Source organism: Rosenbergiella collisarenosi, from assembly GCF_018494085.1.
GTDB classification, from domain to species: Bacteria; Pseudomonadota; Gammaproteobacteria; order Enterobacterales; family Enterobacteriaceae; genus Rosenbergiella; species Rosenbergiella collisarenosi.
Map to the genome: position 1 here is coordinate 129,384 of NZ_JABBFP010000002.1, position 20,073 is coordinate 149,456.

18 protein-coding genes and 2 pseudogenes are annotated in these 20,073 nt (G+C 49.3%); 6 read left to right on the plus strand and 14 right to left on the minus strand.

The window, feature by feature from the left end:
* Positions 1-75: 75 nt before the first annotated feature.
* Together HGT70_RS03300 and HGT70_RS03305 are read left to right on the plus strand one after the other, a co-directional pair.
* Positions 76-1,506, plus strand: coding sequence for an aminobutyraldehyde dehydrogenase (locus HGT70_RS03300; RefSeq protein ID WP_071431080.1), 1,431 nt, complete (start codon positions 76-78; stop codon positions 1,504-1,506).
* An 11-nt stretch (positions 1,507-1,517) separates the two neighbouring features.
* On the plus strand, positions 1,518-1,985 hold the full coding sequence (locus HGT70_RS03305) for an ester cyclase (protein ID WP_214194885.1): 468 nt from the start codon (positions 1,518-1,520) through the stop codon (positions 1,983-1,985).
* Between the two features lie 193 nt (positions 1,986-2,178).
* On the opposite strand, the gene HGT70_RS03310 is transcribed toward HGT70_RS03305, so the two are convergent.
* The 3 genes from HGT70_RS03310 to HGT70_RS03320 all read right to left on the minus strand — a co-directional run bounded on the left by HGT70_RS03310 (position 2,179) and on the right by HGT70_RS03320 (position 3,937).
* The gene (locus HGT70_RS03310) at positions 2,179-2,499 is read right to left on the minus strand and encodes a type II toxin-antitoxin system RelE family toxin (protein WP_071431078.1); all 321 of its coding nucleotides are present in this window, start codon (positions 2,497-2,499) and stop codon (positions 2,179-2,181) included.
* Entirely contained in the window at positions 2,499-2,750 is a 252-nt protein-coding gene (locus tag HGT70_RS03315) for a type II toxin-antitoxin system Phd/YefM family antitoxin (protein ID WP_071431076.1), read from the minus strand. Before HGT70_RS03315 ends, HGT70_RS03310 begins: the two co-directional genes overlap by 1 nt.
* A 623-nt stretch (positions 2,751-3,373) precedes the next feature.
* A complete protein-coding gene (locus HGT70_RS03320) occupies positions 3,374-3,937 on the minus strand; it encodes a GNAT family N-acetyltransferase (RefSeq protein ID WP_214194886.1) in 564 nt (187 codons plus the stop codon).
* Between the two features lie 118 nt (positions 3,938-4,055).
* On the opposite strand from HGT70_RS03320, the pseudogene HGT70_RS03325 reads away from it, so the two are divergent.
* Positions 4,056-4,196 (plus strand): annotated as a pseudogene (locus HGT70_RS03325) (AbgT family transporter); the annotation flags it as partial.
* Between the two features lies 1 nt (position 4,197).
* Here the strand turns inward: HGT70_RS03325 and HGT70_RS03330 are convergent.
* The 3 genes from HGT70_RS03330 to HGT70_RS03340 are packed head-to-tail and all read right to left on the minus strand — an operon-like array spanning position 4,198 to position 6,933.
* Entirely contained in the window at positions 4,198-5,538 is a 1,341-nt protein-coding gene (locus HGT70_RS03330) for an NTP/NDP exchange transporter (protein ID WP_241569602.1), read from the minus strand.
* Positions 5,539-5,541: 3 nt separating this feature from the next.
* Positions 5,542-6,267, minus strand: coding sequence for an NADPH-dependent F420 reductase (locus tag HGT70_RS03335; RefSeq protein ID WP_071431072.1), 726 nt, complete (start codon positions 6,265-6,267; stop codon positions 5,542-5,544).
* Positions 6,268-6,312: 45 nt separating this feature from the next.
* Positions 6,313-6,933 carry a cupin domain-containing protein gene (locus HGT70_RS03340; RefSeq protein ID WP_157725340.1) on the minus strand — a complete coding sequence of 207 codons (621 nt, stop codon included), beginning with the start codon at positions 6,931-6,933 and terminating at the stop codon, positions 6,313-6,315.
* A 224-nt stretch (positions 6,934-7,157) separates the two neighbouring features.
* Between HGT70_RS03340 and HGT70_RS03345 the strand changes: the two genes are divergently transcribed.
* Complete coding sequence (locus HGT70_RS03345) at positions 7,158-7,616, plus strand: GNAT family N-acetyltransferase (RefSeq protein ID WP_214194887.1); 459 nt, start codon at positions 7,158-7,160, stop codon at positions 7,614-7,616.
* A 171-nt stretch (positions 7,617-7,787) separates the two neighbouring features.
* Here HGT70_RS03345 and HGT70_RS16575 read toward each other — a convergent pair.
* Positions 7,788-7,895: pseudogene (locus HGT70_RS16575) on the minus strand (DUF4440 domain-containing protein); the annotation flags it as partial.
* A gap of 662 nt (positions 7,896-8,557) precedes the next feature.
* Between HGT70_RS16575 and HGT70_RS03350 the strand changes: the two are divergent.
* A complete protein-coding gene (locus HGT70_RS03350) occupies positions 8,558-8,785 on the plus strand; it encodes a DUF1272 domain-containing protein (RefSeq protein WP_157725338.1) in 228 nt (75 codons plus the stop codon).
* 553 nt (positions 8,786-9,338) lie between these two features.
* On the opposite strand, the gene HGT70_RS03355 is transcribed toward HGT70_RS03350, so the two are convergent.
* The 6 genes from HGT70_RS03355 to HGT70_RS03380 form a co-directional block, all read right to left on the minus strand.
* Positions 9,339-10,793, minus strand: a complete 1,455-nt coding sequence (locus HGT70_RS03355) for a sugar porter family MFS transporter (RefSeq protein ID WP_071431070.1) — start codon at positions 10,791-10,793, stop codon at positions 9,339-9,341.
* 91 nt (positions 10,794-10,884) lie between these two features.
* The gene (locus tag HGT70_RS03360) at positions 10,885-11,760 is read right to left on the minus strand and encodes a MurR/RpiR family transcriptional regulator (protein WP_071431069.1); all 876 of its coding nucleotides are present in this window, start codon (positions 11,758-11,760) and stop codon (positions 10,885-10,887) included.
* A 9-nt stretch (positions 11,761-11,769) separates the two neighbouring features.
* Positions 11,770-12,726, minus strand: coding sequence for an ABC transporter substrate-binding protein (locus HGT70_RS03365; protein WP_071431067.1), 957 nt, complete (start codon positions 12,724-12,726; stop codon positions 11,770-11,772).
* A gap of 15 nt (positions 12,727-12,741) precedes the next feature.
* Entirely contained in the window at positions 12,742-13,794 is a 1,053-nt protein-coding gene (locus HGT70_RS03370) for a FecCD family ABC transporter permease (RefSeq protein WP_214194888.1), read from the minus strand.
* Positions 13,791-14,795 carry a FecCD family ABC transporter permease gene (locus HGT70_RS03375; protein WP_214194889.1) on the minus strand — a complete coding sequence of 335 codons (1,005 nt, stop codon included), beginning with the start codon at positions 14,793-14,795 and terminating at the stop codon, positions 13,791-13,793. The genes HGT70_RS03370 and HGT70_RS03375 overlap by 4 nt, the downstream gene beginning before the upstream one ends.
* Entirely contained in the window at positions 14,785-15,579 is a 795-nt protein-coding gene (locus tag HGT70_RS03380) for an ABC transporter ATP-binding protein (RefSeq protein ID WP_214194890.1), read from the minus strand. Before HGT70_RS03380 ends, HGT70_RS03375 begins: the two co-directional genes overlap by 11 nt.
* Before the next feature lie 398 nt (positions 15,580-15,977).
* On the opposite strand from HGT70_RS03380, the gene HGT70_RS03385 reads away from it, so the two are divergent.
* Entirely contained in the window at positions 15,978-18,119 is a 2,142-nt protein-coding gene (locus tag HGT70_RS03385) for a TonB-dependent siderophore receptor (RefSeq protein WP_214194891.1), read from the plus strand.
* A gap of 503 nt (positions 18,120-18,622) precedes the next feature.
* Here the strand turns inward: HGT70_RS03385 and HGT70_RS03390 are convergent.
* Positions 18,623-20,071, minus strand: a complete 1,449-nt coding sequence (locus HGT70_RS03390; RefSeq protein WP_241569600.1) for a pyridoxal phosphate-dependent decarboxylase family protein — start codon at positions 20,069-20,071, stop codon at positions 18,623-18,625.
* Positions 20,072-20,073 lie beyond the last annotated feature (2 nt).

The following is a 20,073-nucleotide window of genomic DNA, read 5'->3' on the forward strand; positions in this document are numbered from 1 at the left end:
GCCACGCCTTAGAGCGAGAATCCCCGGCGAGTGCATTTTTCTTAGGTTTGTAGTGAACTTATCGAGGATAAAACGATGCAACGACTGAAACATTTTATTGATGGCCAATACGTTGATGCGGCATCAACGGCCTATTTTGACTTGATTAGTCCGGTGGATGGTAGCTGCTATGCCCAGAGCCCAAAAGGAGAGGCCGCCGAGGTGACGCTGGCGTATCAGGCGGCGGCCCGCGCCTTCAAGCAATGGCGACGCTCCACGCCCTCCGAGAGACAAAAAGCCTTACTTCAGCTAGCTGAGGCGGTTGAGGCTAACACGCAACGCCTCGTCGACCTGCAATGCCGAGAAACTGGACAGTTAAAACACTTTATAGAGAAAGAAGAGGTCGCGGCCTCTTGTGATGCTTTGCGGTTCTTTGCCGGAGCAGCCCGGCATTTAGAGGGACGAGCCAGCTACGAATATTTAGACGGCTTTACCTCAAGCATTCGCCGCGAGCCTCTGGGCATAGTTGGGCAAGTCACGCCATGGAACTATCCTTTTATGATGGCGATTTGGAAAATCGCGCCTGCCTTAGCCGCAGGGAATACGGTGGTACTTAAGCCCAGTGATACTACACCGATGAGCACCCTATTACTGGCCGAGCTGGCGGCAGAGTTTTTCCCAAAAGGTGCCGTTAATGTGATCTTAGGGCAGGCGGAAACCGGATCGCTGGTAGTGTCCAATCCTAACGCATCACTGGTTTCCATTACCGGCTCGGTGCGTGCCGGTGTACAGGTCGCCACTTCGGCGGCTGCGAATCTGACTAAGTCCCATTTAGAGTTAGGCGGTAAAGCGCCGGCCATCGTTTTTGCCGATGCGAATATCGAGAAGGCGATTGACGGTATTACGACCGCGGGCTTCTTCAATGCGGGCCAAGACTGTACCGCCGCGACGCGTATTTTAGTCGAGGCCTCAATTTATCCGGCTTTCTTACAGCAGCTGGTCGCTAAAACTGAGCACATCCGTTTCGGCAAGCCTGATGATAGCGACGCTTTATTCGGGGCGCTCAACAGTGCGAATCAGCTGGCGCAAGTCGAAGGCTTTATACAACGGTTACCGGCCCATGCCAAAGTGGAAATCGGCGGTAGTGCGGCGCAAGGGGCTGGGTTTTATTTCCCAGCGACCATCATTTCAGGACTAAAGCAGGAAGATGAGGCGATTCAACAGGAAGTATTTGGTCCGGTGATGACGATACAATCCTTCGACAATGAGGCTGATGCCCTCAGCAAAGCCAATGACGTCGACTATGGGCTCGCCGCTAGTGTATGGACCGGCTCGGTGGCGAAGGCCCATCGACTCACGCGCGATCTCGACTTTGGCACCGTTTGGGTTAACAACCATATTCCGCTCTGTGCAGAAATGCCTCACGGCGGCTTTAAGAAGTCAGGTTACGGTAAAGATCTCTCGGCCTATGCGCTGGAGGAATATACCCGAGTGAAACATGTGATGATCGATCTTGAGCAAGACTAAGCGAGGTGATAATGCGTAAATTCGGTGCCTACACTCTTTTCACACTCTGCCTGACGAGCGGACTAAGCTATGCAGAAACGACGCCGCTAACGGTCGTCACGCAGTATATGCAGGCGTGGAACCAGCACGACAGTAACAAGGCAGGGACTTATTTCGCGGACAAAGTCAGTTATTACGATGCCTCGGTCGGTGAGCCCGTCGTCGGTAAGCAACAGGCCACACAACAGGTCGTTAAAACCTTCGTCGATGCAGTACCTGATTTACGCTGGGTGATGACCAGTAAACCGGTCTATAACGGCGACACAATTGCGTTCCAATGGCGTTTTACCGGAACTAACGATGGTGCTTGGGCCGGTACTCCGGCTACGCATAAAAAAATCAGCTTTGATGGGGTGAGTTTTATCAAGGTGTCAAAAGGTAAGATTACTTACCAGGGCGATTATTATGATTCGAAAAAATTATCGGATCAGTTGAGATAGTTGTTTAAACCAACCCTGGCTCGGTCAGCTCATCGCACCAGGGTTAATTCAGTTCTAATTCGCTAAGCATTTTAGCTATCTCATTCATCGCTGAATCGGGTAGCGGCTGAATAGGGCGAGGCAGGCAATCCCTCTCAGTAAGCCGCAGTCGTTGAGAAAAAACGCTTTAGCCTATGGTCATCTAATTCGCCAGTTATCGTTCCATTCTGGCGGCTAACTCTTCATAAATTGAATCTCTACGATCGACGGCCACGACAGTGACTTTTACGATATATGTGCCGCCTGACTCATCATGCACGGTGTAAGCTAAGCGATAGCCGTCAGTTCTAAGCTTAATCTTGTAGCAGTTATGCTGTAATGAGAGCCTATTTTTCGGCATTGTGAGCAATTCATACGAGTTCAGACGTTTTTCAAGGAGCTTCTTAAACTTCGTTTTAATTGCCGGGGAAAGGGCTTGCCATTCCGAAAGGGCCTGTTTTTTAAAGACTAGCTTAGCTTTAAAAGCTGGACTCATTATAGGTCATCCAGACTAATCTCAACTTCTTCGTCGTCTGCTCGAGACAAGGCTTTTTGCAGTAAAAGTTGGTCGCCCACTTGATCGATTAATATTTCGAATAGGGCAGGGGGTACACAATAGAATGCGGCCTTATTGTGACTTAGCACAGCCAGTGGCTCACCCTTAGACTCAGACATAGCCGCCGATGGATTCTTTTTAAACTCGCTAATCGATGATGTGCGATTGGCTAGGATAGATTTGGTTAGCATAGTAAATACTCCACAGAGCTAAAATATGGTCTAATTTTAGCTCTTATAGGAACGTTGTCCAGACAAAGATGAGGGTTCTGTGAGGTACTTTTAGGTTTAAAGTGTTTCGACAAGCGTAGTAAAGCCACTAGTCGACTTATCGTCGATGATAATTTGTGAGGCTGTCTCTATCAGCCTACCGGTATTCTTACTTATCGCTTAACGGCTATTGCTCGGTAAATACCGATGTGACGTCTTACCTATTCCTTCAGTCCATCGAGTTGGACTTCTACCTTGATACCTTCTGCTCATTACTAATTGCTATTGTTGCTTGTTTTAGTTGCTACAAAAATATAAAGGCCCACATTCATCTTCGTTAGTTGTAGAGGCTGATTTTTTATCTGGAGAAGCAATGAGAGACAAAGCTATAAACTTCATTGTAGAAATTATTCTTTTCACTTTTGCGCGTGGTTAGTAGATAAAGATGTATCCTCGCCGTGTTACGAAGAAAGAGCTTGAAGCGCTGACGAGTGTTTACCAACTCTCAGTCCTCAATGCAGCCTCAGTAGGTTGACCTTATTACCTAACCGATAGGGGTAATCAAACCGTCATTACCCTCTTAACGCTGTCTTGATGCTAGGCGTTTAGCTCATGGCTGCATGCGTCTTAACCGCTTTCCGCCCATTCCACTCGTCGCGAGTAATTTCCCATAATGTCGAAGGCACATCGCCGATATGGTATTCGCCGATCTCTTCACGGATCATTCGCATACCGCTCTCCTGTGAAATCTTAAGTGAGCGATGGTTCTCTTTCGCTTTTGGCGCGCGCAGAACGGGTTGCCTTAATTGATTAAACCAAAAGTCTGTCACCGCGTGGCAGGCTTCACGCATATAACCTTGGCCTTGCCATTCTGGCACTAACCAAAATCCGCGGTTGTTATCCACTTCTAAGGCGAGGCGGATCAGACCGATAAATTGCTCAGGCGAAGAGAGAGGGCGCAGCGTCCATACCCACTCCGTTTGCTGCTGCATCGCTTGCAGGGTCATGGCACAGAAGGTCTCCGCACCCTTGGCAGGATAGGGCCAAGGCACTTTACGCGTCAGGTATTTCACAATCTCCCAACGCGGGAAAGCCTGCTGAATCAAGGGGGCATCGTTTGCGACCAACGGGGCGAGGATAAGTCGAGCTGTTTCTAATCGAGGTACCATAACGACTCCACTCCTAATCAACAATTGAAGGTTATCTTTACGACACTTAACCGGTTATATCAATACTTTAGGATATTATCCTCTTCCCGCTATACTGGTTTTTTAACTAGAAGCGAGTCAAGAGGCCGAGCTGGTAACTTATTACCGGCTGATCATGCCGTATCCACTGGTTTTCTTTATCAGTTGGATTGCACTGCTCAGCCTTTGGTATTTCTGCGGCTTACCCATTGGGCCTGGGGTGTATCCTCATCTCAGTTAATTTATTTTTGCAATGACGAGGGCGGCTCTTGCGGCAATTGCTGAGCCTTACGAAGCTGAGCTCGCCCCAAGGCTAGGCTCAAGCCTGCCCAGCCTGCCGCTAAGGTAATGCTAAGTAGCGTCAACGGTAGGGCGGCAACCCCGAGTAGGCCCACGACCTGATAGCTCCACGCCCCCACTTGATCGCCCATTCGGTAAACGAGGGTATCGATAAATACCTTGGCGTGGTATTTCTCCGAGGTGGGTACCACGGTGAATAAGATCTCGCGACTGGGACGGGCCAACGCAAAGTTGATTGCTCGTCGCACGATAGTAAAACCGACCAGAACGGATAAACTGGGGGCCACGCCCAGCCAGCCAAAGCCCACGATACTGACTAGCGGCAGCAGGGCTAAGCTCAGTGCAACGCCCCAACGCGCGAGTATCTTACCACTGGCGGTTAGCTGGCAAATCAGGGTTAATACGTTTATCGCCAAATCGACATTAGCAAAAAAGGCTGTCCGTTGCGCGGGTTGGGTAAAGGCGTGCTGGACGATGGTCGCCTGCTGAAAATAGAGCAGGGTTGAGGTGACAGAATAGAAGAGGATATAACCACAAATCCCCAGTAAATAGGGAGAGGCTAGCGTCTGACGAATACCGATTAGTAATGGGGCTAGCCCACCGCCTGAAGCGGGGGGGTGAGGCTGTTCTTCCTTCGTGGTGTGCGACAGTCGGCGACCACAGCGCGATAAACGTCTGGCGCTAAACACTGAGACTTGGATGAGCCCGACGGCAATAAGCAACAACATGGGGGTCGAGAGATGGTCGGCGACTAGGCTGGTTAAACCGGAACCACCAATCGCACCGAGCGTCGCTGCCGCCGCCAGCAAGCCAAATAGCCGTTTTCCGCGTTCGCTATCAAAAATATCGACGATCAGCGCCCAGAAGACGGATACCGCAAATAAGTTAAAGACCGACACCCAGATAAAAAAAGCGCGGCCCAAGAACAGATCGTGCAGCCCACCGTGGCGCGAAAATCCCAATGCGAAGGCACAGAGGATTACAGCACAGGCTTGATAGCTATAGCTAATAAAACGCTCTCGGGGTAACCGTTGAGAGAGCTTATTATAAGGCCACTGTAGTAGTAGCATGGTGATTAACACCGCCGTAAATAACCAAGGCAGTGAGTGCGCGCCGGTGAGGGTGCTTACCGTATCGCGGATTGGGCGCAAGATATAGTAGGCGCATAGTAGCGAAAAGATATATAACCAGCCCCAACAGAGTGGGGCTAGCTCTTCTTGCTTAATCGATACTAAGCGCTGAAAGCGCCCGAGTACCGGCGACGTTGAGTGCTCAGTCATCATCGATTACCGGGCGCTGGCCAATTGCGCCCGCAGCGCTTTCTCATCTAATACTTGCAAGAATAGCGATGAACCTGGTTGAAAACGTGTCGCCGTGGCGAGGTCGCCAGTCTTCACTGGAGCAAAGCCAGCCTGCTGGATCAACGTTTTGGCCTGAGCCAAGGCTTGAGGATTGTCGCCTGCATAAGGCACTGCAATCAGCGGTGAGTGATGCGCATTCGAGGCAATAGCCGTGGCGGCTAACGAATTAAAGGCTCGTACCACATGTGCGCCCGATAAATATTGTGCCGACGCCTTACCGCTACCCAGGCTCAGAGCTTTTGCCGCGGTTGCCCCATCACGACCTGGATAGGGATTGCTGACATCGATCACGGTTTTACCCGCAAGTTGCTGGTGAAGAGATTTACCCAGTTGTGGCAAAGCGCCATAAGGGACCGCCATCACCACGACATCGCCAAATTGGCTAGCCTGCTCGGCGGTTCCTACTTGAGTACCATGACCGATATCCTTGGCGGTAGATTGCAAACTATCGGGATGGCGTGAGGCGAGCATGACGTGGTATCCCGCATCGGCCCAAAGTTTTCCTAAAGTTTCGCCCATATTCCCTGCGCCGACAATACCGATATTATGGATTTCAGGCGCAGAAGAGGGGGGCGCCGCGAGGGCCGTATGGCTTCCTAAGGTCGTGGCGAGCAACAGAGAAGCAAGACAAGTGATTTTCTTAACAGACATAATATCCTCGTAGTAATGGAATCGGTTCCAATAATGATCGAAAAATTAGGCTTTCCACAGAGTTAAAATACCACCTTGCTTGCCGGTCACCGGATCGGTAGTCGGCATCGTAATCTTGGCGATATGTTGTTGAGCTTCTGCCAGTTTCGAGGGGTCGTCGTGATAGAGATCCGGGCTTAGCCCCTGAGGATAGGCGCCGAGTACTTGGAAATCTTCCGTAGCGGAGAGCTGTTTATGACCTACTCCCGCGGGAATTAAGATCACGTCGCCTTTGTTAACAGATACGGTTGGCCCCGTCTCGCCGCCTAGCTGAACCTTGGCGCTACCTTGGCTAACACCCAGGAGTTCATGGGTATTCGAGTGATAATGGGTAAAGGGGAAGATTTGATAACGCCATTGTACCGGCCAGCCATTTTTCGCGAAGAGCTGGCTAAGATAGCCATCCGCATCATCAGTCGAAGCAGGAACTGCCTGTTGATAAATCAGTAACGGCAGTTTATCGTTCGGTACGCCATTCACCACTTTTGTGAGGGAGAGGGGCTGAATGGCGACACGGGGGGACTCTGCTTGAGAACGAGCGTAACTACTGAGCGGCATCGCCGAGGCGGCGAGCAGCAGTTGGCAAAAGTTGCGTCGAGAAAACTGCGAAGGTGAGGTCATCTTCATCGTGCGCTCCTGTGCAGTAATAAATAAAGTCTTCCTTAAAATATGTGACATAGATCGCGCATCTGTCAAATTATGCACAAAAAATAAGCTTAATAAGCCAGGGCATCGCTCTGGTTTATGCTGACATTATTCTTTGATAGTGGTGTCAGGGAATTTCTCAACCCTATCCAAAACTCTATCTTTGGTGTAATTTTTTAGCTAAATAGCAACTAAAGGACTTTGTCATGATCACCGTTGAAGTCGCTGATCCGCGTTCTACGGAATCTCTATTTCTAATAGAAAGACTTTCATTAGAATTGACGACTATTACTGGCGATAGTGGTAAAAGTCATTTTAACGTAGATTCAATGGATGCAAGTGGATGCTTATGGGTACTCGCAAGAGATGAGTATAGAAGGCCTGTAGGATGCGGAGCCATTAGGCCATTAACCCCAAATATAGGCGAACTCAAAAGAATGTTTTCAGACCGTAGCATTCCAGGTAGCGGCAGTGCTCTACTGAATTATCTGGAAACATGGGCTAAAAATAAGGGGTATAGTGAAATATGGCTTGAAACACGGCACATCAACTTCAGAGCAGTGAGGTTCTATAAAAATAATGGATTCAAACGGATAGATAATTATGGACCCTATGTAGGCCGAGAAGAGGCAGCCTGTTTCGCCAAGTCTATAAAGTTTACATAGACTGAATTCACTGTGGTAGATTTCTATTCATCTTAAAATGTTTGAGAAAGCCATATAGCGGAAAGTGGTCTGATAGCTTAATCAGTGCTTGTAAGCGCCCATGCGTATTGCTGTAACCTTATGGTTTGTAAAAAATATCGTAGTCATGAGTAATCCCTACATATTATTAGGCTAGACGTTTAGAAGATCAGTACCGTAAGAATTATCAATCGAACACAACCAATTGCCTTTATCATCACACTTGAAAACATAAGTGGCCCTGCGAATGGTTTCACCTACCCTTCCATCATCTCCCCTCAATTATTACGATATCAATAAGCCTATAGAGGGACTAGCCTAATGTAAGCCCTTCTAAAACGAACATAGCCCGCGCATAGAAATTAGGCAATATTTCCTGCTAGCTCATAGAATTAATCGGTTTCTCTATGGTGGTGTCAGCAAGTTCAACATTCATCGGGTTCAGCGTAAGAACCATGACTACAAGTGTGCCCAGCAAAAGAAGACGTAGCAAAGAAAGTATTAGAGCAGAGATAATTACTAATAGTCCTGATTGGATGAATAACGTAATAAGGTTAATCCTAAGGCCAATAAATAGCTAACAATGAAGGATTCCCTAAACGTGAAAAAAATAGCCATTGCTGCACTATCACTCATCCTCTCTACATCAGCGATTGCAGGAGGTCGCTACTACCATTTATCAGGAACCGGAAGCAGTTATAGCCACAGCAGAGCTAGTGGGTATATGAGATCAAATGGTATCCATGTCAACTCATACGAAAGAACGACAAGAGACAGCACTCAATTAAATAACTACAGTACCAAGGGAAATTACAATCCCTCCACTGGAAAGATTGGGACACGGTATGCCACGCATTAGTATTCAACATCAGCCACTTTTAAGAGAGCCCTAAAAAAAACAAGGAATGAAACGGAGAAAAAACATGCTAGAGCTACGACCAAACTGTGAACTTTGCGATGTGGATTTATCTCCTGAATCGAGAGACGTTTTTATTTGCTCATTCGAATGTACTTTTTGTCGTCATTGCACGAAGACTAAATTAGAGGGGATATGTCCGAACTGTAACGGTGAACTCGTTCGTAGGCCGATACGTCCTGTTGCGTCTTTAAAAAAATATCCAGCATCAATACACCGGGTACACCCAAGGTAGTTGTGCTATTTGTCCTAATCTGATCCTACGTGCACCACTCAAACGCTCTAAAACGAATGCTAGGTTTAGCCCTTAAAGCCGCTTAAATAAGTTCTGAGCTATGAATCGTTATGTATCCAACCAAGTCGCGACTGTTTTCGTCGCGGTACGACAACCAAACAGCCGAAATTTTGCTGGTTCAGTTCATCGAAAACGAGGAATGGGAAAATAACGTACTCACCCTACATCTGGTCAGGGTTGCCGAAGAGAGGAAATAAGGCAAAAAAAGAGGTCGTTTCCACACAATACTCTTCGTGCAGAGCACATGACAATATCGAGTTGTAAAATGCAGGGGAGTCCATCTCCCCTGACAACGTTAGCGTAGGCTATGGGCATGCCAGAGTGCGAGACGAAAAGCCGTACGCTTAATATATTTAGGATAATTGGCAGAGAGTAGGTAAGCACAGAGACGTTGCATGGTACACCTCACGAGTAATCAGACAGAGAGAGTACAACAGATCAACATGTCAGAAATATGGCAAAAAAAACGCCCGAAGTGGGCGTTTTGCTTAAGTTAGGCACTCTTAACGTTAGCGGGGACTTCCTCTTTCTTACCGTAACGTTTACGCATCATGGCTTCGATCTCTTCAAGAGATTTATCTTTCGTCTCCGGTAGGCAAAAGAAGACGAAGACCAGAGAAACCAGGTTAATGGCAGCGAAAACATAGAAGCTTTGGTTACCGATCGCCGAGAGCATCGGCGGGAAAATAAAGGCCACCGCCGCATTGCAGATCCATTGGCAGGCTACCGCAATACCGGTGAGAGCACCGCGAAGCTTCATCGGGAAGAGCTCAGACATTAATAACCAGTAAATGGGGGCGACACACATCTGCATAAAGAATAGGAATAACAGAATACAACCGAGTGCTAAATAGCTCTGCGTCATGTCTTTCGGTAGGAAAATGAGTACGGAACCCAAGGCTAATTGCATCAGGATCACGGCGAGCAGGCCGAAAATTAACATCGAACGACGCTTCACATGAGAGACGGCCTTCAAAGCAATTAACGCGGCAATTACGGCTACGACACCATTACCGATAGTTGCGGTTAAGGATGCGTTGGTTCCCATTCCCGTCGTTTTTAGGATGATCGGCGTGTAGTACATAAAGGCGTTGACGCCGGTAAACTGAGCGACTGCGCCCATACCGATCCCTAATAATAAAAGACGTACGACCCAGCGCTCTTTGAGTAGCTCCTTGGTCGATGGTCCTTCGCGTGAGGCTTTAGCTTGCTCACGCATCTGGTTGATCTCTTTACGTACCTCTTTACGCGACCGGCGTAGGCGGCGCATGATGCGTACCGCCTCACGTAGTCGTCCCTCGGCTACCAGCCAATGTGGCGAGCCTGGAACGAAAAAGGTGCCGATGAAGAGCAGCAAGCCAGGTACCGTGGCGAGCGCTAGCATATAGCGCCACAGATGGTTGTCGTGCAGCAAAACGCTCATCAGGGCGCTGACGATGTAGGCGGTTAACTGCCCGGCGACGATCATCAGCTCGTTGCGGCTGACCAGCGGTGCACGGTGACGAGGCCCGGCAATTTCGGCAATAAATACCGGAACGGTCGATGATCCCCCTCCGACCGCAATTCCCAGCAAGAATCGCATCATAATCATGATATGTACGTTCGGCGCAAGGGTCGTACCGAGTGCACCGAGGACAAAGATTAATGCGAGCGTGCGCAAGGTGACGCGACGGCCGAAGCGGTCTGAAACGAAACCACTGATAAAGGCACCTACCGCCGCACCGAAAATTAATGCAGAAGTGACGAGTCCCTCGGTCAATGGCGTCAGGTTTAATCCGCCCTGATCGAGTGGTTGCGTCATAAACGGGAGGGCTCCCGAGATGATCCCTGTGTCATAACCGAAGGCAAGCGCCCCCATCGTGGCAACGAGGACGATAAAAAATAGGCGTTGTTTAATCGTATCCGAGGAAACCAGTTTTTCCGCATCGGAAGGTGAAAGTCTAGGCATAGCTTATCCCTGATGAAGCTTTGTTATTATTAGAGAACGCTAAGTATAGTTCAGGCCTAAGAAGCGACCGTTTTATTTACTCGGAATCGCCCTATTTTTTTGATGCTGTATTTTTTAGCCCACGATGTAATTCTTGTAGTCTTTTCATCGACTTCACCGCCCGTTGTGACATTGAGGCGGCGGTAGCGACAACCAAGATTTCGAGACAAGCCAACACTGGCCCATGTAACGGCATATTGCTCTGTTCTGTACCACGCGGGACATGAATCACCACATCGGCCTGCTGGACGAATTTAGACTCTTTAGCACTGGTCAGTAATATAACGGGAACGCCTAGGCGCTGGGCCTCGCGTAACGTCGTCATCCCTTCACGGTGAGCGGATTTTTGCGCCATCATAATCAACACATCGCCGCGTTGTAGCGATAGCAGCTGTTCAGCTAGGCCGATACCAGAGCGATTAAGCGGGAGGGTAGGCAAGCCATTGCGATGGAATAGGCGGGCAGCGTACTCCGCCAAGATCCCTGAAGCGTTAATACCAAAAATCGCTAATTGTCGGGCATTGACCAGTAAAGAAACCGCTTGGGCGATGGCCTGACGATTTTCTCCGCTACGTAGGGTTTGGACGGCGGTGAGATGGCCCTCTACCACATAGTCGATCGATTGGTTCACATCCTCGGCAAGATGGCTCAAGGTAGTATCCATTTTATCGGCGGAGTTTAACGGGGGATCGAACCACTGTTCCAGTACGGATTTCAATTCTCGCAAGCCGCTAAAGCCGATAGCTTGAATGGCACGGACCACGGTTGCATCTGAGGTTTGCGTGGCCGCGGCGATCTCTAACGCGGTGCTCTCAATCACTAATGCACGGTGTTGATCGATATAGAGCAGCACTTGTTGCAGGCCTGAAGAGAGGCTATCGATACGTGCGCGTAAGCGCTCAGAAAATAAGTCGTGTCGCATGGACATAGTCTTCCCTTAATGAGTGGCCGGGGGTAGGGTCATCCCGGATAAGCTGGTCTCGACCACGGCAACCATCTTCGATAGCGAGGCAAAACTATTGACGATGGCATCCTCGCGGGCAACCATTACCCAATGTCCCCGTTGGCACGCTTGCATAAACTGGCACCACCCGGGTAACACTGCGTCCATCGCCTTACGCTCATCCTGCGCGGTCAAATCACCGTCCCCCCGCCATGTATCGAAAACGATATCGGCATCCAATGCCGGTAACTGCTCTGCATTAAGGTTGGCGCGTCCCTCTTCAGGTAGTTGGTCGATAAGTGTTGGGAAACTAAATCCGGCATCGCGCAAAACTTGGCCTAGCGCATGATAGGTATGCAGAATATTCACCTTGCCATTGTTGGCCTGTAATACGGATACCGTCACCTGATGTTCGCCTCGTAAGCGCCGTAATTCGGCAATTTGTGCCTGATAACTGCTCACTAACTGTTGATATTTCCCTTGGGTATGCGTGAGGTCGGCTAACCGTTGGTAGAGTCTTACTGGCCCACCTTGGCGGTTATCGATGCTCACCGTTGGGGCAATATTCTGTAACTGCTGTAGGTCGGTGGTGCGGCTCGGCTCGGTAATAATCAGGTCCGGATGTAATGCTGCGATCTTCTCAAGGTTAATATCAGCAGTACCTAAATATTGAATAGACGTATTATCGAAATCGAGCCCGGTTAAGCGTTTTGCTGATCGCAGATAGGGTTTGCCCTGCGCCGATAGGCGGCCATGGCTACCAACGGGCGTTACGCCGAGTTCCAGCAGCGGGATCGTAATATCTAAGTCATGCAAAGAAATAATACGCAGCGGCTGCTGTGGGATCACCACATCGCGCTGAACATCATCCAGAAAGTGGCGGGTGGGAGGGGCCGCCGCCGTACAGATGAGACTCACACAAAGTCCTAAAAGTAATATTACTGAGCGCATCCTGACTCCTGGTCGTTAACGGTGTGTGGCGCGTTTCCACAATAAGATGAATAAAAAAGGGCCGCCGAGTAAGGCGACGATGATCCCCGCGGGCAGTTGAGTCGGGGCGAAGGCTAGACGGCCTACGCAATCGGCCAGCAGCAGCAATAGCGCGCCAACGAGTGCGCTGCCACAGAGTAAGTAGCTTTGTCCGCCGCTGACGATCCGCCGCGTAAGATGGGGAGCCATCAAACCAATAAACCCAACGCTTCCCACTGTTGAGACCGTTAGTGCCGTTAAGATCACCGCGCTTATCACCCGCAGCCTATTTATCGGTAGGGGATTAACGCCGAGGGAGGTTGCGGTCGCGTCTCCCAGTTGCAGGATAGTGCTGGCTCGGCAGCTATAGAGTAGGAGCGCGAAAATGGGCAGCGCGATAAGTAACATAAATTGCGCCGTATCGAGGGTGGCGTGTTGCAGGCTACCCGCCATCCACAGCATCAGCTGTTGCGCCTGTTTCGGGTCGAGCGTCGTCAAGATGACGCCTAGCAGTGCATTCAGCCCCCAACTTATCCCAATACCGATCAAAATAAATCTTGAGCTTGCGGTCCCTCTGGCCAATAACATAACGATGCCTGTTACCAGTAAGCCGGCGATCATGGCGGAGATCGGCCGCCATAGTGGGGAGAGCGTCGGAAAAAATAATAACTCGATCCATACCACTAAGCAGGCGGCCTCCTTGATCCCCAATAACGAGGGATCCGCTAGACCGTTACGCGTGGTGGATTGCATTACCGCCCCGGCGGCGCCTAATACTCCTCCGGCAATGATCGCCACCACGCTGCGCGGTAGACGCATTTGCCAAAAGAGCGTTTGATTGAGTGAGGCGGTAGCCTGTGCATGGGTAAGTTGCTCATAGATTTCACGAAGCGAGAGAGGTAACTCACCCTGAGTCAGTGAGAAAATCAGCAGCAGCACAATGACTAGCGCGAATAGGCTAGCCGCTAACAGGGCGTGAGGGGAGAGTAGGATACTCATACTGCCAAGACGTAGCGGTTTATCCGCTGAACGTAGCAATGAACGCCTCATCGAAAATACCTCACTGCCAATGCCACGAAAACCGGTGCGCCAAGGAGTGCGGTGACGGTACCTGTGGCTAAAGACTGGCTCCCGAGCAGATGCTGCGCGCAGAGATCGGCCACCAGTAATAGCACAGCCCCCATCAAGGCATTGACCCACAAGGCACTACGCGGTTGCACGGTAATAAGCTGGCGGACGATATTGGGGACGATTAAGCCGACAAAGCCAATCGGACCGGCCAAGGAGACGGCGATCCCACAAAATAGCGCGATGGCCCCAAGCCCTATAATCCGTGAACGCAGTACTCGAACCCCGAGCCCCTCGGCAACCTGTTCGCCAAGACTTAGCACACAGAGCGCGGGTGAGACCAGGAACGCAACGACTACCGCCAGTAGAAAGGGCGGTAAAGTGGCATAGACCGCAGACCAGTTTAAGCCCGCGATATCGCCATTTAACCAGAGCAACGTAGCTTGTAACGTCTGCTCATTGAACAGCAAGAGAAGCGAGGTCAGGGAGGCAGCAAACGCTGAGAGCGTAATCCCACACAGTGTCGTGGTGACGACCGCTAACCCTTGTCGGCTTAGGTAGGCGGCGAATAATACTGCACTAAATAGGGCACCACCGCCGATGGCCGCAATCAGCGGACGTAAAAACGGCGAGAGTAATAGCGCATTACCGAAGGCGCTACAGGCCACCACCGCCAGTGAGGCCCCTGCATTAAGACCAAAAATATGCGGTTCACCTAACGGGTTACCGATAATCGTTTGCAGCAAATACCCCGCCATCGCAAGGCAGGCTCCGACCACGGCAGCGACAATCAGATGTAATAGGCGAATATCGACGATAATGCGATCGCTGAACACCGTGGGTTGATAGTGAAAAAGCGCATGCAGGAGGGTATCCACAGAGAAGTGCATCGCACCTATGCTCAGCTCGGCAAAGGCTAGCAGGGTCAGCAAGAGTAATAAGACGGCGGCCACCCAAGCTAAGGGCAATGATCTAACCTTCATTGGCTGACCAATGCGGAACGACGATCGGCTTATGGGTACGCGGATCGCTAACCAAGTGGGTGCGCACGCCGAAGGTTTCCTCAATCAGCTCTGCAGTACAGTCGTTAGCATCATCGAGCTGGGCAATGACCTTGCCAGCTTTCACGAACAGGAGCCTATCGGCGAAATGGAGGGCGAAATTGAGATCGTGCAACACCATGACCACGGTCTTATTGTGCTGCTGGGTGAGCGTTTGTAACAGCGTCAGTACCTCGACCTGATAGCGTAAATCGAGATAGGTCGTCGGCTCATCCAGTAACAAAAGGGGCGTTTGTTGTGCCAGCGTCATGGCAATCCAACAGCGCTGGCGTTGCCCGCCAGAAAGTGCCGCGACGGGGTGATCCTTAAAGGCCGTTAGCCCGGTGAGCTGCAGTGCCTCATTGACCGCCTGTTCATCGTGCGGCGACCATTGATGTAGAAGACCTTGCCAAGGGAAACGTCCGCGAGCCACTAGCGCGGAGACCTTAATCGCGTCGGGAATCGGTGAGGATTGCGCTAGAAAGCTCATTCGTTTAGCGATATCCCGGCGGTTAAGCTGCGAAAGGTCGCATCCTTCTAGCAATACTTTACCGTCTAGCGCGGGTTTAAGACGGGCGAGAGTATGCAGCAATGTTGATTTTCCAGAGCCGTTGGCACCGACAATGATGGTGGTTTTTCGCGCGGGAATAGTGAGGGTAACATCATGAATGACTTGATGTTTATCGTAACCCGCGCAGAGATTTTCGGTAGCAAGCGGAAATGACATTAATGCATCGACTCTTTTTAACTAAGAATGACTCTCATTCTCTTTGTAGTGATTTTGATAATAATCACTGTAGTAGTCAAGATGTAATTGATCATCGATATCCCGATGTAGAGAAGGTGTCGTGGTAATACCGCTATTTTTCTGTGGAAATGCGATGGAATCGGTTTTTTAATCGCCGTTTTCAGTCAATGATGGTCTGTAGTGAATTAATTTTAAAATAACTATACTACTACATTACTTCGTGATTGAATGATTCTCAATTACATCAATGTGTGTATTTTTATTTATTCGACGTCATACCACTTAAACGCAATACCCTCATCCTTTACAGCCTGTTGCTGGGGGAAGGGACGATCCTAATTATAAAAAAGACCTTATTCGCCTGGGAAATAGTAGATATGAAGCACGACAGAAATATGTCTCATTACAAGCGTCCATTAAGCAAAATATGGCTTGCGGTTTATGGCGGAGCATTAGTCTCTTCAGCGGGAAGTTACGCTGCCGAGAGTACCGATAAGACTAACAATAATACGCTGACCGTTACGGCTAATAAGACGGATGACGGTGATGGCTACTCTAGCCCAACAACGTCTATCGCAAGTAAAACTCCTACTTCAAAATTGGATGAAGCGCAGTCGGTCAGTGTTGTGACTCAACAGCAGCTTCAAGATTTCCAAACCACAACTGTGTCTGAAGCGATGCGTTTTGTCAGCGGAACTTCCGAGTCGAACACCCTAGGTCAGACTGAAGATGGCATTATTCGCCGTGGTTTTGGGCTTAATGCTGATGGTTCTGTCTTCCGCGACGGTATTCGCAGTAGTGAGGGATTAAACTTCGATCAGACAACGGATCACGTTGAGGTATTAAAAGGTTCTTCCTCATTGTTATACGGTATTCTAAATCCCGGGGGAATGATCAACGTTGTCAGTAAAAAACCGGAATATCAATGGCGCACTATAGTGGGTGGGCACTATAACGGTACGGGGGGTGGTGCTGGAAATATTGATATTACCGGTCCATTAGGTAATGGTTTCGCTTTTCGCTTTATTGCCGAGAAGCAAGATCAGGATTATTGGCGTAGTTTTGGCAATAATAAACATACTTTACTCGCTCCTTCATTGCAGTGGTACGGTGAGAAGGCGAGCTTTAATATTACCTACGAAAATTACCAATACGATATTCCCTATGATCGCGGGACAGCGTTTATTAAGGGTAAACCCGTTAATATTGGCTATAAAACACGACTTGATGATTACTCAAACCGAGCATGGGGACGTACGCAAACCCTAAGTTCACATTGGGATTATCAGTTCAATGATACGTGGTCGACACGTATTACCGGTGGCTTTAACCAGCGTAAATACAATAGCGATAATGTGACGACTACGGCGGTGAATACGACCACGGGAGTCGTAACCCGTCGTGCGGATGCTTTCCGCGGTTTTAATCATCAAACAAAATATCTGTCTTGGGATATGATTGGTACGCCAAAAATCCTGGGTATGACGCATAACCTTGTCGTTGGGACCGATTATGAAATGGACCAAACGTACCGTGCACACGCTTATAATGGTAAAAAGAACAGCGATTTTACACTCGACAACCCAGTCTATGGCCTACAAACCGTTACGGACAGCACAACAGAAAAATCAGCCGATAAACACCTACTGAATAGAGTTCATAACCATTCTATTTACCTCAAAGATAATATTGAATTAACACAACAGTGGATACTTGTTGCAGGTGCTCGTTATCAACATTATGAACAACGAGAAACGAAAGGGATCCCGACGACGCTTAGTTACGACGATGAAGGTAACAAATTTCTCCCTCAGGCTGGGCTAGTGTATAAGCTGACACCCGATGTATCTTTCTACGGCAGTATGAGTAAATCTTTTACACCGTCGACTAACCCAGATGATAACGGGAATATTGGTGCGCCTGAGGAAGGAACTTCTTATGAAGTTGGCAGTAAGTGGCAGCTGACGCCATCATTATTAGCCACTGTTGCACTTTACCGTATTGATGAGCGTAATCTTTCCTTATATTTAAACGGCGATACTTATGCTGTGGATAAAGCCCGTTCAACTGGCGTTGAGTTCGAACTGAACGGTGAAATTTATCCAGGTTGGGACTTCAGTGCGAATTATAGTCACGGCAAAGCGAAAATTGTTAATGACAAAAATAATTCAGACAATAACGGAAATCTTCTACAAAACGCGCCACAAAATTCAGGTGGGGTGTATTTAAGCCATAACATCACTATTCATTCGTTACCAGGGAGTTTCCGTCTCGGTGGTGGGGTGCGTTACATGGGAACACGTGCAGGAGACCCGGATAATAGTTTCAGTCTGCCAGCCTATACGGTTGCGGACACCTTTATTGGTTGGGATAACCAACTGTTAGGGAAGAAAACGCATTTACAACTTAATTTGAACAACCTCTTTAATAAACACTATTACACGTCAAGTGGCGGAAACTTACGTGTCTCAGAGGGGCAAACGCGTAATGTGGTCCTCAGTGCAAGCGTTGAATTTTAACCTCAATTGAGATAAGTAACGGCTGAGAAGCACAAGTGAGGTATGAGATCTCCTCATACCTCACGAAAGTCGCTAAAGAGCTGACGACTCTTCCCCACGACAGTATCAACCTAGTGCCCTGCAAAATACGCCGAAACCTTCGGCGTCGACTAATCTGAGTTATACGCTGACCATACCGCCTTCACCTCGCCGCACTCTCTAGTGGCCGAGAGTTTCTTTCGCTGCGACCATCGCATCTTAGGGTAATAAATAGCGCTGCAGTTAAATCTGGGTTCAATAAGTATTATTACGCCTCAAGCGGGGATAACCTACGCGAGGCAGAGGCGTAACTTAACCCTATCGGTCAGTGTGGTGTGTTCACGCCTAAAGGCGAAGTCAGCTATCAGTGGGGAAGGTGCTTGGCTCAGACAGGCAGCCGTACTTTTTTAGGCAAGGTAGTTATTCAAGGAATTTCATCGTAGGATAAGAAAAAGGCCCCTGTTGATAGGGGCCTTGTTGTATCTCTACAGCGTTTCTGCCGTTTGCAAGACTAACGCTAACAGCGTTTTAATATCGTCTACCGTCACAGTAGGATTCAGTAACGTCAGTTTTAGGCAGGTCACGCCGTTGTGTTCGGTCACCCCGACATTCGCCCGTCCAGAGTCAAGCAGTGCATCGCCAATCTTCTGATTAAACAGCGCCGTTTGCGTATCGTCAAAGCCATCACGACGAACGCGGAACAGGACACTCGCCAGCTGAGGCTTCATCACTAACTCAACATCAGCCATGCTTTCGATATAGGCGGCAACATCTTGTGCTAAGGTCACACCATTATCAATAATCGCGGCATACTGCTTTTGCCCGAGCGCCTCAAGACCCATCCACAGTTTCAATGCATCGAAACGACGAGTGGTTTGTAATGATTTCGACACGAGGTTAGGGACACCCTGTGCTTCATCGAACTCTGAGTTAAGGTATGCCGCTTGATAGCGCATTAACTCGTAGTGCTTCGGATCTTTTAGTAGGAACGCGCCGCAACTGATGGTTTGGAAATATTGCTTATGGAAATCTAAGGTGACCGAGTCAGCCTGTTCTAACCCGGCTAACCAGTGACGATATTTCTCCGACAGCAGTAAGGCTCCGCCCCACGCTGCATCGACGTGTACCCAGATATTTTGCTCAGCCGCTAAGGTGGTGATAGCCGTAAGGTTATCGATCGCCCCCGCATCAGTCGTTCCCGCGGTGGCAACGATAGCCATCACTTCTTCGCCTTGGCTTTTCGCGGTTGCCAGCTTTTCCAAGAGATCGTTGAGATCGATACGCGAATACTCATCGGTTTTGATCTGCACGACCGACTGGTAACCATGACCCATCAGGGCCATATTTTTCTGCACAGAGAAATGCGCGTGCTCAGAGCAGAAAACTTTATAGTTACGCAGGTTATTCGGTAAGCCATCTTGTTGGATAGAGTGGCCACGACGTGCGAAAAACGCATCGCGGGCCAACATCAGTCCCATCATGTTGCTCTGAGTACCGCCACTGGTGAAGACCCCGGCGTCACCCGCCGGGTAGCCGATTTGGCTGCGTAGCCATTCGACCAGTTTCACTTCCATGATGGTAGCCGACGGGCTTTGATCCCAAGAGTCCATACTTTGGTTAGTGGCGTTGATAAACACTTCCGCCGCTTGGCTAATCACCAAACTTGGGCAGTGTAGATGCGCCACACACTGTGGATGATGGACCGCTAGGCTGTCCTTCAGAAAATACTCCACCGCACGGTCGATAGTTTCTTTGTTACCTAAGCCCTCAGCCGTGAAGTGCAGGTTAATGCGCTCACGAAGTTCTGCAACGGATTTGCCTTGATACATTTCCGGCTGCTGAAGCCAAGCCGCGACGGCTTGCTGGCTCTGTGTCATCGCTTCTTGATAGGCCTGAAGGCTTTCAGGCGTACCGGTAAGGATAGGGTTGGTCATAA